Origin of the sequence: Streptomyces sp. NBC_00028, assembly GCF_045041065.1 — a bacterium.
Classification (GTDB): domain Bacteria; phylum Actinomycetota; class Actinomycetes; order Streptomycetales; family Streptomycetaceae; genus Streptomyces.
In genome coordinates this window covers 6,846,798-6,859,688 of record NZ_CP108293.1, presented here as the reverse complement: position 1 = coordinate 6,859,688, position 12,891 = coordinate 6,846,798, and the positions used below count along the sequence as shown (strand labels likewise).

General features: G+C 73.2%; 10 protein-coding genes. 9 read left to right on the top strand and 1 reads right to left on the bottom strand.

All coding sequences use genetic code 11. From position 1 onward, the window contains the following. Positions 1-99: 99 nt before the first annotated feature. From OG885_RS30810 to OG885_RS30780, 7 genes are all read left to right on the top strand, one after another. A complete protein-coding gene (locus OG885_RS30810) occupies positions 100-1,134 on the top strand; it encodes a MerR family transcriptional regulator (protein WP_405737544.1) in 1,035 nt (344 codons plus the stop codon). A gap of 94 nt (positions 1,135-1,228) precedes the next feature. Continuing rightward, positions 1,229-2,713, top strand: a complete 1,485-nt coding sequence (locus tag OG885_RS30805) for an acyl-CoA synthetase (protein ID WP_405737543.1) — start codon at positions 1,229-1,231, stop codon at positions 2,711-2,713. Further along, a complete protein-coding gene (locus OG885_RS30800; RefSeq protein ID WP_405737542.1) occupies positions 2,706-4,031 on the top strand; it encodes a carboxyl transferase domain-containing protein in 1,326 nt (441 codons plus the stop codon). Before OG885_RS30805 ends, OG885_RS30800 begins: the two co-directional genes overlap by 8 nt. A 181-nt stretch (positions 4,032-4,212) precedes the next feature. Beyond that, positions 4,213-5,250 (top strand): rod shape-determining protein, encoded by a 1,038-nt coding sequence (locus OG885_RS30795; protein ID WP_059191590.1) that lies wholly within the window; start codon positions 4,213-4,215, stop codon positions 5,248-5,250. A 15-nt stretch (positions 5,251-5,265) separates the two neighbouring features. Then, positions 5,266-6,651 (top strand): GAF domain-containing sensor histidine kinase, encoded by a 1,386-nt coding sequence (locus tag OG885_RS30790; protein ID WP_405737541.1) that lies wholly within the window; start codon positions 5,266-5,268, stop codon positions 6,649-6,651. A gap of 86 nt (positions 6,652-6,737) precedes the next feature. Further along, positions 6,738-9,353 carry an ATP-binding protein gene (locus OG885_RS30785; RefSeq protein WP_405737540.1) on the top strand — a complete coding sequence of 872 codons (2,616 nt, stop codon included), beginning with the start codon at positions 6,738-6,740 and terminating at the stop codon, positions 9,351-9,353. Then, on the top strand, positions 9,350-10,501 hold the full coding sequence (locus OG885_RS30780) for a hypothetical protein (protein WP_405737539.1): 1,152 nt from the start codon (positions 9,350-9,352) through the stop codon (positions 10,499-10,501). The genes OG885_RS30785 and OG885_RS30780 overlap by 4 nt, the downstream gene beginning before the upstream one ends. A 17-nt stretch (positions 10,502-10,518) precedes the next feature. Here the strand turns inward: OG885_RS30780 and OG885_RS30775 are convergent, their stop codons facing one another. Then, a complete protein-coding gene (locus tag OG885_RS30775) occupies positions 10,519-11,424 on the bottom strand; it encodes an anti-sigma factor RsbA family regulatory protein (protein WP_405737538.1) in 906 nt (301 codons plus the stop codon). 6 nt (positions 11,425-11,430) lie between these two features. Here OG885_RS30775 and OG885_RS30770 point away from each other — a divergent pair, with 6 nt between their 5' ends. Next, complete coding sequence (locus OG885_RS30770; protein WP_405737537.1) at positions 11,431-11,790, top strand: hypothetical protein; 360 nt, start codon at positions 11,431-11,433, stop codon at positions 11,788-11,790. A 373-nt stretch (positions 11,791-12,163) separates the two neighbouring features. Beyond that, positions 12,164-12,859: an ANTAR domain-containing protein gene (locus OG885_RS30765; protein ID WP_405737536.1), complete on the top strand. Its 696-nt coding sequence runs from the start codon at positions 12,164-12,166 to the stop codon at positions 12,857-12,859. Positions 12,860-12,891: the final 32 nt, after the last annotated feature.

Below are 12,891 nucleotides of genomic sequence, written 5' to 3'. Positions count from 1 at the left end.
AAGAGGTCACAGCAGGCTAACCGGAGGAACCGCAACCGCGGCAACCCGTTTGACCTTCCCCCTTGGTGAAGCTCCAGCATCGAGCCGGGGAGGACGAGCATGCTGACGATCGGTGCCTTCGCGCGGGCGTGCCGGCTGTCGCCGAAGGCCCTGCGGCTGTACGACGAGCTGGACCTGCTGCGCCCCGCGCGCGTCGACCCGGACACCGGGTACCGCTACTACGCGCCGGAGCAGCTGGAGCAGGCCCGGCTGGTGGCGTGGCTGCGGCGGATCGGGATGCCGCTGGCCAGGGTCCGCGAGGTTTGCGCCCTCACACCGGACGCCGCCGCCGGGGAGATCCGCGCCTACTGGGACCGGGTGGAGGCGGAGACAGCCCAACGCCGTGACCTGGCCGCCTTCCTGGTCGACCACCTCACGACGGACGGCCGAAAGGAGGAAGTCCCTTCGCTGGAACTGCGCTACGCCGCCCACTCGGACCCCGGGCGGGTCCGCCCGCAGAACCAGGACACGGCGTACGCGGGCACCCGTCTGCTCGCGGTCGCGGACGGTTTCGGGCCCGGGGGCGCGCCGGTGAGCAGGGCGGCCGTGGAGGCGCTGAAGCCGCTGGAGACACGGGAGATCCCGGCGGGAGACGTCCTCAGCCTGCTCCAGGAGACGCTGGAGGAGGCGACGGAAGGGGTAGGGGACGACTCGGGCACCACCCTCACCGCCCTCCTCTGGACCGGCTCCCGCCTCGCCCTGGTCCACATCGGCGACTCGCGCGCGTATCTCCTGCGCGACGGCGCGCTGTTCCGCATCACGCACGACCACACCCTCGTCCAGTCCCTGATCGACGAGGGCCGGCTCACGCCGGAGGAGGCCACTTCCCATCCCCGACGCACTCTGCTGCTGCGGGCGCTCGGCACCGCGGCCCCGGACCTGCGCCTTCGGGACGCGGCCCTGGGCGACCGCTACCTCCTGTGCTCCGACGGCCTGTCGGCCGTGGTCCCCGACGCCCGCATCCGCGCCGCCCTCACCGCCGCGGACTCGCCCGAGGCGGCCGTCCACACGTTGATCGGCGCGGCGAACGAGGCGGGCGGCCCGGACAACGTGAGCTGTGTGGTGGCGGACGTGGTGGGGGCGCGAGGGGTGTGATGCCGGCTCGCCGGGCGCCATCGCGGATCATAGGGGTGCGATGCGAACGAAGGCTTGCACAGCAGCTGGCTGACCAGACGAAGGAGTACGCCGCGTGTCCTCGCTCTTCCCGGCCCTGACCGCAGCCCGGACCACCACCCGAGCCACCGACCGAGCCACCGCCCGGACCGACGGTCCCGCCCTGCGGTTCGGCGACCGTTCCCTGACGTACGGCGAGCTCGCCGCCGCCACCGGTGCCCTCGCGGAGCGGATCGCCGGGGCGGGCAGAGTGGCCGTCTGGGCGACTCCCGCGCTGGAGACCGCGGTGGCGGTGGTGGCGGCGCTGGAGGCCGGTGTCGCCGCCGTACCGCTCAACCCCAGGTCCGGGGAGAAGGAGCTCGGGCACATCCTGTCCGACAGCGCACCGACGCTGGTCCTGACCGCACCCGGCGACGAACTCCCGCCCGCACTGGGCCACTTGGACCGCCTGGACGTCTCGACGCAGCCCACCGCGGCCGACACCTTCCCGCGCCCGGCCGTCTCCGCCGAGACCCCCGCCCTCGTCGTCTACACCTCCGGCACCACCGGTCCGCCCAAGGGCGCCGTCATCCCGCGCCGGGCGATCGCCGCCACCCTGGACGCGCTCGCGGACGCCTGGGGGTGGACCGGCGAGGACGTGCTGGTGCACGGGCTGCCGCTGTTCCATGTGCACGGCCTGGTGCTGGGCACCCTGGGCCCGCTGCGGCGCGGCGGCTCGGTGCGCCACCTGGGCCGCTTCTCCACGGAGGGCGTGGCACGCGAGCTGAACGCCGGTGCGACGATGCTGTTCGGCGTGCCGACGATGTACCACCGGATCGCCCAAGCCCTCCCCGAGGACCCGGAGTTGGCGAAGGCGCTGGCCGGCGCCCGCCTCCTGGTCTCGGGCTCGGCCGCCCTCCCCGTGCACGACCACGAACGCATCACGGCCGCGACCGGCCGCCGGGTGATCGAGCGGTACGGCATGACGGAGACCCTGATGAACACCAGCGTGCGCGCGGACGGGGAGGCGCGCGCGGGCACCGTCGGCGTGCCGCTGCCGGGCGTGGAGCTGCGGCTCGTGGAGGAGGACGGGGCGCCGATCACGTCGTACGACGGTGAGACGGTGGGCGAGATCCAGGTGCGGGGAACGAACCTGTTCACCGAGTACCTCAACCGCCCCGACGCGACGGCCGCCGCCTTCACACCCGACGGCTGGTTCCGTACCGGCGACATGGCGGTGCGCGATCCCGACGGGTACGTCCGGATCGTCGGCCGCAAGGCCACCGACCTGATCAAGAGCGGGGGTTACAAGATCGGGGCGGGTGAGATCGAGAACGCGCTCCTGGAGCATCCGGGGGTAAGGGAGGCGGCGGTGACCGGCGAGCCGGACGCGGACCTGGGTGAGCGGATCGTGGCCTGGATCGTCCCGACGGACCCCCAATCCCTGCCCTCCCTCGACGAGTTGGCCGCCCATGTCGCCGGTCGCCTCGCCCCGCACAAGCGCCCGCGCGTCCTCCACCTCCTGGACGCCCTGCCCCGCAACGACATGGGGAAGATCATGAAGCGGGCCCTGCATGCCTGAGCGCCTCTCCGCCCGCGAGGCCCTGGCCCTGGTGACCGACGACTTCACCGAACTCTCGTACCCGGCGCGGGAATCAGGCCCCCCGGACGGCCCGCTCGGCTGGGCGGGCTACGGCGACTCGCGTGCCCGCGCCGCAGAGCGCACCGGCGAGGAGGAGTCGGTCGTGTGCGGGACGGGGGACGTCGAGGGCACCCGGGCCGTGCTGATCGCGTTCGAGTTCGGCTTCCTCGGTGGATCGCTGGGCGTGCGCACCGGCGACCGGCTGGAGGCGGCGTACCGGCACGCCCGCGAACACCGCCTCGCCGTGGTCCCGTTGGTCGCGACGGGCGGCAGCCGGATGCAGGAGGGGATGCTCGCGCTGACCCAACTCCAGCGGGTGGCACGCCAGTCGGCGCTCACCCGCGAGGCGGGCCTGCCGCAGATCGCCGTCCTGCGCGACCCCACCACGGGCGGCGGCTGGGCCACCCTGGGCGCGGGTGCCGACGTGATCCTCGCGCTGCCCGGCGCCCAGGTCGGCTTCGCGGGCTCCCGGGTCCGCCCGGCGGACGCGGACCCGGCGGCGTACACGGCGCAGGCGCAGGTCGCGGTGGGCGCCGCCGACGCCGTGGTGGAGCCGGGGAGGCTCCGGGAGACGCTGGGCCGCTGGCTGCGGCTGCTGACGCGGCCGAGCGACGATCCGGCGCCGGTACCCGCCCCGCTCGGCACGACGGAGCTGCCCGCGACCGGCTGGGAGGCGGTCCGCCGCGCCCGTTCCCCGCAGCGCCCCCGGGCCACGGCCTACCTGGACACCTACTTCACGCACCGCCTGTCCCTCTCCGGTGACCGGTGCGGCGGCACCGATTCCGGGATGCTCTGCGGCTTCGGCGAGCGGGACGGCCGTACGGTCGCCTACGCGGCGCAGACCGGGACGGCGACCCGCCCGGCGGGCTACCGCACGGCCACCCGGCTGATCCGGCTGGCGGACCGGCTGGGCATCCCGGTGCTGACGCTGGTGGACACGCCCGGCGCCGCCAATGACGCGGAGGCCGAGCGCCAGGGCGCGGGCGCGGCGATCGCGGACCTGTTCCTGACGGTCGCCGCCGCCCGCACCCCCCTCACCACGCTGCTGATCGGCGAGGGCGGCTCGGGCGGCGCCCTGGCCCTGGCGGCCCCGGACCGCACCTGGGCGACGCCGGACAGCTACTTCTCGGTGATCGCCCCGGAACTGGCGGCGGCCATCCTCAAGCGCCCGGCCACCGAGGTCGAACCGACGGCGAACCAACTCCGCATCCGCCCCCAGGACCTGACGGAGCTGGGCGTCATCCGCGACGACGGGTAGGCGCCCGGGTCGGGGCCTCTCCTTATCCAACGCTTACATAGGACATAAGCCATAAAACCCCCCATTCAGCCGCGCCCCACACAGCCCCCTCCAAAAGGCGCCCCACCCCCACCCCCCAGACGATGCCAGTGAGGCCCGCCACCCGGCGCGCCCCCGGTCTGTGCTCTCGGGAGGACCTGCCATGACCGCCAGTCTGGAGCAGCTGCGCCGCTGCCACTTCGCCGTCGACCTGGGCGCGGCGAGGACGCGGGTGTACGTGAAGGGCGCCGGGCTCGTCGTCGACCAGCCGTCCGTCGCCGCCGTGAACACCCGCACCGGCGCGCTGATCGCGGTCGGTGACTTCGCGGAGAAGATGACGGGCCGTACCCCCGACTACATCCGCGTCGTCCGCCCCGTCTCCGGCGGCACGGTCGTCGACATCGAGATGGCGCAGCGCATGCTGCGGCACCTGCTCGGCGACAAGATCCGCCGCTCGCTGCGCCGCAAGCCGATCCTGCGCGCCGCCGCGTGCACCCCGCACGACGCGGACCCACTGGCCCAGCGGGCCGCCATCGAGACGTTGGTCGGCCTCGGCGCTCGCCGCGTCGAGCTGGTGGACACCCTCATCGCCGCCGCGGTCGGCTGCGGACTGCCCGTGGAGCGGCCCGAGGCCACCATGGTGCTGGTCTGCGGCGCGGCGGCCACCCAGGTCGCCGTCCTCTCCCTCGGCTCGATCGTGAACGCCGTCCGCATCCCCGTCGGCGGCGAGGCCGTCGACCACGCGATCGTGCAGCACCTGCGCCACCAGCACGAGCTGATGCTGCCGAGCCAGTCCGTACGACCGCTCCAGCTCGCCCTGTCCGGGAACGGTCTGACCGCCTCGGGGCCCGCCTCCACCGAGATCCACGGCCGTGACGTCGCCACCGGTCTCGCCCGTTCCGTCCAGGTCGACACCGCCGCCGTCCGCGACGCGATCCAGACCCCGCTCACGGCCGTCCTGGACGGCATCGGAAAGGTGCTGCGGGACTGCCCGCCGGACCTGGTGGCCGACCTCGCCGACCGCGGCATCATGATGGTCGGCGGCAGCGCCCTGCTCCCCGGCTTCGACCAGATGCTGCGCCAGGCGACCGGCATGCCGGTGCACATCGCGGAACGCCCCGAGGTGTGCGCGGTGGAGGGCCTGGGCGCGATGCTGGAGGGCCGCATCGAGCCGCTGGCGCTGGACCCGATCACCGACTGAGGCCGGGACGCCGCGTTGACCGGTGAGGATCCCCTCCCGCCCCTCCTTGAGGCCGTCCTCAGCGTCGGCACCGACCTCGAACTGCGCACCACCCTCCAGCACATCGTGGACGCCGCCGCCGAGCTCACCGGCGCCCGGTACGCGGCGCTCGGGACGGCCGACCCGGGCCAGGACGGGCTCCTGGAGATGCGCACCCCGGGCGGCGCGATGCCGGAGACAGCGGCGGTCACCGTGCCGATCCGGGTCCAGGACGAGGAGTTCGGGACCCTGCATCTCGCCGGAAAGAAGTCGTTCACCGCGGAGGACGAGCAGCTGCTCCACGTCCTCGCCGCCCAGGCCGGCATCGCGATCGGCAACGCCCGCCTGTACGAGGCGGCCCGGCAGCGGGAACGGTGGATCGAGGGCGCCGCCGCGGTCACGACGGCGCTGCTGAGCGACGAGCCGGCGGCCGACGCCCTGACGACCGTCGCCGAACGCGCCCGCATCCTCGCCGACGCCGCCGCCGGCGTCATCCTCCAGCCCACCGAGGCGGGCGGCATGGAGATCGTGACCGCCTCGACGTACACCGATCCCGGTGACATCGTCGGCACCACGATCGCCCCCGGCAGCCCGGTCCTGAAGCAACTCCTCGGCGGGGAGCCCGTGTTCATCGACGACTCGGCGACCGACCCCCGGATGACGACCCATGTACGGCACCGTTTCGGGCCCAGCATGATGCTGCCGCTCCAGGCCGAGGGCCGGCTGATCGGCACCCTGGCCCTGCCGCGCCGGCGCGGCGACCGCCCGTACACCTCCGTCGAACGCCTGCTGGCCGTCCAGTTCGCCTCCCAGGCCGCCCTCGCCCTCGTCCTCGCGGACGCCCAGCACGGCCGTGAGCTCCTCGCCGTCTTCGAGGACCGCGACCGCATCGCCCGCGATCTGCACGACCTGGTCGTCCAGCGGTTGTTCGCCACCGGGATGATGCTGGAGTCGACACAGCGGCGGAGCGGGGCGCAGGACGTCCAGGAGGCGCTGGGCAAGGCGGTCGACGAGTTGCAGTCGACCATCCAGGAGGTGCGGACGACCATCTTCGCGCTCCAGCAGCCGCCCGCCGACGCCCCGACCACCTTCCGGGGCAGGGTCCTGCGGGAGACGGCGGGGGCGGCGGCCGTGCTGGGGTTCGCGCCGTCGGTCCGGTTCACGGGGGCCGTGGAGAGCCGGGTCCCCGAGCAGGTCGCCGGGCAGCTGCTGACCACCCTGCGACGGGCCCTCGCCGAGGCCTCACGCCGGTCGGGCGTGTCCCGGATCGAGGTCGCCATGGACGCCACCGCGGTGCTGCCGGACGGGCGGGACGGGGTGCGGCTGACCGTGTACGACGACGCAGGCGCGGGGACGACCGCCACCTGGCAGGCGCCGCTGTGAACCCCTCCCCTGGCTGAAGATCCGGCGATACCCTTCCGAATACCCCTTTCGGCGCGCCGAGTTGGGGTCGACGGGGGAGGTCGCCCATGCCTGAGATGTCGTTCGACTTCGAAGGTCTCATCCAGATGATCGCGAACAACCTCTACAGCGAGAAGAAGGTGTTCATTCGCGAACTGATCCAGAATGCGCATGACGGGATTCGCAAGCGGGCCTGGGCCGACGGGGTGGCCGGCCGGATCGACGTGGAGACCCGGCCGCAGGACCTGGAGATCACCGTCCGGGACACGGGCATCGGCATGAACGAGAGCGACCTCGTCAAATACCTGTCCAACGTCGGCAAGAGCCTCACCAAGCAGGAGCGCGAGCAGGACGACACACTGATCGGCCAGTTCGGCATCGGGTTCCTGGCCGCGTTCGTGGTGGCCTCCAAGGTGCGGGTGACGACCCGGAAGGTGGGCGAGGACACCGGCTGGCTGTGGGAGAACGAGGGCAGCAAGGAGTACCGGCTGACCGAGCACGAGGTCGCGGCACCGGGCACCACGGTGACCGTCTCCCTCGCGGGCGTCGAGGACCGCGGCATCATCCAGGAGGCCGAGGTCCGCGCGCTGATCCGGCGCTACGCCGACATGCTCACCACGCCGATCCACCTCAACGGCTCGCGCGAGCCCGAGAACACCATGCACATGCCCTGGGAGAAGGGCGGCCTCACCCCGGAGGAGCTCAGCTACGACCTGCGGTACTACGTGGAGCGCACGCTCAACGACCGGGTGCTGGAGGTCATCCCGGTCCAGTTGCGCGGGGAGGTGAAGGCGGAGGGCGTCCTCTACATCACCCGCGACCGCTTCTACACCGTCGACCAGCCCCGCAAGATCCAGGTGTTCCAGCGCCGGATGTTCCTGTGCGAGGACCAGCCGGACATCCTGCCCCAGTGGGCCCGGTTCGTGAACGGCGTGATCAACACCCCGGACCTGACGCCCACCGCGGCCCGCGACAACTATCTGCGGGACGACCAGTGGGCGGCCCTGCGCGACGCGCTCGGCAACCTCGTCATCGAGCACCTCGAACGGCTCCGCGACTCCCAGCGCGAGCGGTTCGCCGGGATCGCCCGCTACCACCGGATGAGCTTCGCCGCGGCCAGCTACTACTACGAGGAGTTCTTCGCGAAGTTCGCCGACCTGCTGCTGTGGCGGACCAACCGGCTCCCGGACGAGCCCGGCGACGACAGCGTGAGTGATCCGCTGGAGAACACCGGCACCGGTGTCGCCCTGCGCACGCTCCCCGAGATCCTGGACCGGCTGCCCGGCGCGCCCGATCAGACCAAGACACTCCAGTGCGTGACCGGCGCGGACGCCGCCCGCCAGTTCTTCAAGATCGCCAACGCGGCCAAGACCACGGTGGTGGACGCCAGTTACCTGTTCGAGCCCGAACTCCTCGACGCCTACACCGGTCTGCCCGGCGTCAATCTGCGGCTGGTCCACATCGACCGGGAGGACGCCCCGTCCGGCGACGCCATCTTCCGGCCGGCCGGCGGGGAGGACAGCATGGCGGTGCAGAAGCTCGCGGACCGGATGAGCGCGGTGCTGCGCACCCCCCAGGGCCACCCCATCCGCACCGAGGCCCGGGAGTTCGAGCCCCCGGACATCGCGGCGGTGCTGCGGACGGACGCGCGGACGGAGGCCCAGATCAAGGCCGAGGAGGTGCTTCTGGACCCCAACGCCTCCCCCGGGACACGGGAGATGGCCGAGGCGGTCCAGCGCATGATGCGCGGCACCGGCCAGCGGCTGACCATCAACGCCCGCAACGACCTGGTGCAGCGCCTCGCCGCACACCAGGACACCGCCGACGTCGAGGTCCGGAAGCTGATGCGGGCGCTGTACCACAGCGCGGTGCTGGCCAACGGGCAGTTGATCAGCGCCCAGGCGGCCACCGCCTTCCACGACCAGTTGCAGCAGCTGATGGGCCGCAGCCTGGAGGCGCTGGAACTGGAGGCCCGCTGCAAGGCGTTGGACGACCGGCTGCGGGCGGTGCAGAGCCGCAGCCGGGCGAGCGACGGGAAACGGTCCGACCACCGCAGCTTCTTCATGATCACCCCGTTCGCCGACCGCTACCGCCCCGTGGTCGAGGCCTGCCGTGAAGTGGTCGAGCACCACTGGGGTTTCGAGCTCGTCCTCGCCAACGACCGGCTGGAGTCCGACCGGCTCCTCGACAACGTCCAGATCCTCATGGACGCGGCCGACGGCTTCATCGCCGAGATCACCGACAGCAACCCCAACGTGATGTTCGAACTCGGCGCCGCCTTCACCGACCGCCGGGACCGCCCGGTCGTCCTGCTGCGCGAGGGCACTTCCACGAACGGCACCGCCCTGCCGGCCGACCTGCGGGCGATGCTGTACATCGAGTACTCGCTCGCCGACGTCTCTCTCGCGGAGTCGCTGCGGGCCGCGATGTGGCGCTCGGGCGACATCCGCGAGCTGCTCGGCAGGGCCGGCCACCCCCGCTACGTCTCCCCCCGGCGCCTCGCCGACCTCATCGCCCCGGTCGTCCTGCCCGCGAAGTCCCTCGACCAGCTCGCCGCGCGCTACCGCACCGCCCAGGACTGGCTCAGCGCGCAGCCCGAGGAGGTGGGCAGACTGCTCGGGCGGGAGAACCAGGACCTGGCTCCGATCATCATCGGCCGGGTGCGGCAGGCGGGCGAGGAATGAGCCCGGACGAGTACGCCGACCTGATGGCCAAGGCGAGGGAGGCGTACCGCGGCGGTGACATGTGGACCGCGGGCCTGCTGTACGAGCGGGCGTACCAGCTGGCCGTGGAGTTCGGCGACAAGCAGGCTGCGTTCGACGCGCTCCGGGAGGCCGCCGACGCCTGGTCCTACTCGGCCGACCCGGACCGCGGCATCCGGCTGCTCCTGGAGGCGCGGCAGCAACTGGAGTACCTGCACGACGCCGAGGGCCGGTACTGGCTGCACACCGTGTTCCTGATGCACGCCATCGACGAGGAGCTGCCGGTCGGCGACCTGGACCGCGAGATGGAGGTCATGGCCGAACTGGCGGTCGGCGCCTGGGGCGCCGAGGGCTCCAGGACCCTCTACTTCAGGAGCGCGCTGTTCGCCAACCGGGGGAACTGGGCCGACGCGCTGGACGCCGCGGAGCGGTCCTGGGCCGGCCGGGAGGGGCCGGGCCCGCAGACCTACTCGTCCCATGCCGCCTCCGCCGCCTGCTACTTCTGCCTTCAACTCGGCCGGCGCGAGGAGGCGGGGCGGTGGGCGGAACTGGTCGGGTCGACGCGGGAGGAGCCCGTCACGCCCTGGCAGCTGGCCAAGTGCCGGTGCAATCTGGCGCAGTTCGGCAACGACGGCCCGGCCGCCCGGTCGGCCTCCAGACAGCTCGACGCCCTGTCCAATCCGGAGATGCCGGGCGACGCCCTGGTCGCGATCGAGGAGTCCGTCTACTCGCTGCTCCTGTCCGCCGACGAGGGCGACCCCGCGGACCCCGCCCATCTGATCCGGCTGCGCCTCGCCCATCAACCGCTCCCCGAACAGCTGCCGTTCTGGTTCCGCTACGACTGGCATCGCGCCCTGGCCTGTCTGGAGCTGGCCGGTGTCCGCCACGCCGCGGGCCTGCCGCCTGTCGACGACCGCTTCCACGCCGCCCCGGGGCCTCTGCCGGACCCGGCGGCCGCCCGTCTGCCCGCCGAGGTCCTCCCGCGCCTGGCGGCCTTCGACCGCGCCTGCGACGCCGCCCTCCACCACGCCGTCGCGTCCGACACCCGCTTCGCCTGCACCTGGCGCCGGCAGGACCTGACCGCCCTGCGCCGACGCGGCGCGGCCATGGCGGCCGTCTTCCGCGCCTGACGCCGCGCACCCGCCGGTCAGCGCCCGAACCAGCACCGTACGGTCGTCCCCGCCCCGCCGGTGTGGGTCCGGACCAGGTCCGCCACCAGGTTCACCAGCAGCAGCCCCCGCCCGCCGGGCCGTTCCGGTGGAGCCGGGCGGCGCCCCGCGAGGGGGTCGGCCAGCACCCCCGCGTCCCGCACCTCGCACACCACCGCCCCCTCCGTTCCGCCCTCCCCCCACACCCGCAGCACCCCGCGGCCACCCCCGTGCACCACGCTGTTGGTGGTGAGCTCGGCGACGACCAGCAGCAGATCCCGCGTACGGGCCGCGGCCAGCCCCAGCCGGCCGGCCTCGTCGGCGGCACGGTGGCGGGCCTCGGCCAGCGTGCCGCCGTCGAAGGGAAAGCTCACGGCCTTCACGCCCGGCACGGCGGCCAGCGGCTCGTTGTAGCGGGCGACCACGGTCTGCGGCGCGTACGCCTCGCTGTCCGCGGACCGGCCGTCGCGGATGACCGTGGGATGGGTGGCGTGGGCGTCGGCGAGCACCTGGCCGTCGAGGCGCCGGACGTCGTACGGGCACAGGATGGTCACCGTACGACCCTCGAAGGCGGCGTTGATCAGGGCCTCGTGCTGGACGCAGGCCGGGTACTCGACGGAGCTGCGGCCCGCCCAGATCGGTTCGCCGACGATCCGTACCCGACGCCCCGGCGCCTGCGCGTCGGCGAAGGCCCGCAGCACACCGGGGATGATCCGCCCGGGATTACGGCCGACTTCCTGCATGTCGAGCAGCCGTACGCCATCGGCATCGCCCCCGAGCCCGTCCCGCACCAGCCGCAGATTCTCCCGGGGCACCGCCACGGCAACCGGCTCCCCCACGGCAAGCCCTTCCCGAACGAAGCGAAGCGTCCCGTCGAGATACTCCCGAGTGCCCCGATAGAACAACGCAGGATGAACGAAGCCCCCATCCCCGCCCCCACCACAGGCCCCTTCAAGCCCACCCGACCGCCCGAACTCGTCCTGCCCTGCGAGCCCACCCGATCCGCCGAACGCGCCCGACCCGCCGAGCCCACCCGAAGAAGCAGCCCCGCCCGCCCGGCCCGTCCCGCCCCGCCCGCCAAGCCGGCCCGCCCGACCGACCCCGCCTGCCCCTTCGGCTCCACCCGCCCGACCGAATCCCCCTGGTCCGCCAAACCCGCCCGGCCGACCGATCCCACCCGACCCGTCGGATCTGCTGGACCCACTGAGTTCGCCCGGCTCTTCAAGCCCACGCGACCTGCCGAACCCACCCACCCGACCGACCCCGCCTGACCCGTCGATCCCATCCGCCCGACCAATCCCGCCTGACCCATCGGCCCCGTCCGCCCGACCGACCCCGCCTGACCCGTCGGCCCCGTCCGCCCGGTCGACCCCGCCGGGAGAGCCGCCCCCGCCCGCCCAGCCAGGTCCACCCACCCCGCTCGCGTCGCTCATGCCGTGTCACTCATGCGTGCCGCTCATACAGCTCCCCGCTGGTCCTGGACGAAGCCGCGCGTACCCGTCGTGGGGCCGATCATTCCCCGCTGGGTGGGTGTAGCCCGTGGCGGGCAGGGCAGGCGGACGTCAGGCGTGCCGGCGGAACGAACGGGCGCGGACAGGGTCGTACGGCACGGTGACGGCGGGCGGGGATCGACGAGGCGGGGACATGGACTCAGCGGCGCACAGTTCTCTCGCGGGGCGGGTCAACCCCCTGGTCATCAGGGGACGTACGTACGCGGGCCACGCCGAGCTGAGGCCGCGCGGCGAGCTCGTGCACGGCTGCGCGGACGTCCTGGACGAGACATTGACGGCCCTGCCGTCCGATGTCCGCAGGGTCGAACTGGACATGGCCGACGTGGTGTTCATGGACACGGCGGGGCTCCAGTTCCTGGAACTGCTGCACCACTACGGCCGCCACCGGCACATCCCCGTGGCCGCCACGCACTGGAGCGGCCAGCCGCGCCGCATCCTGGAGCTCGCCGGCATCGACACCACCGACCCCCTGCACGCGACACCGCCCCCTTCAACGGCTCCCACCCCCGAGCCCGCTTCACCGGCCCGCTCCGTGGTGGCCCTGGAGCGCGCCGAGCAGCTGCACATGCTGCGCACGGAGGTCCGGCAGCTGCGGCAGGCGATCGTCTCCCGGCCGGTGATCGACCAGGCCCGCGGCATGCTCATGGCCGCCCACGCCTGCACACCGGACGACGCCTGGCACATCCTGCGCGAGACGTCGCAGCTGTCCAACACCAAGCTGCACACGGTCGCCGCGGCGCTCACCGCCGGCGCGGGGACCGACGGCCCGCCGCCGCCCGAGGCGATCCGCACGGCCCTGCGCACGGCGGTCGCGCGCCGCCTCCACTGAGGCCGTCCCGCCACGGGACACAGGTCGGGCAC

Bases quoted from the DNA above. Each gene is read 5' to 3' on its own strand.
- OG885_RS30770 (WP_405737537.1), top strand. From the start codon at position 11,431: ATGAACGAAGCCCCCATCCCCGCCCCCACCACAGGCCCCTTCAAGCCC.
- OG885_RS30795 (WP_059191590.1), top strand. From the start codon at position 4,213: ATGACCGCCAGTCTGGAGCAGCTGCGCCGCTGCCACTTCGCCGTCGAC.
- OG885_RS30810 (WP_405737544.1), top strand. From the start codon at position 100: ATGCTGACGATCGGTGCCTTCGCGCGGGCGTGCCGGCTGTCGCCGAAG.
- OG885_RS30800 (WP_405737542.1), top strand. From the start codon at position 2,706: ATGCCTGAGCGCCTCTCCGCCCGCGAGGCCCTGGCCCTGGTGACCGAC.
- OG885_RS30785 (WP_405737540.1), top strand. From the start codon at position 6,738: ATGCCTGAGATGTCGTTCGACTTCGAAGGTCTCATCCAGATGATCGCG.
- OG885_RS30765 (WP_405737536.1), top strand. From the start codon at position 12,164: ATGGACTCAGCGGCGCACAGTTCTCTCGCGGGGCGGGTCAACCCCCTG.
- OG885_RS30780 (WP_405737539.1), top strand. From the start codon at position 9,350: ATGAGCCCGGACGAGTACGCCGACCTGATGGCCAAGGCGAGGGAGGCG.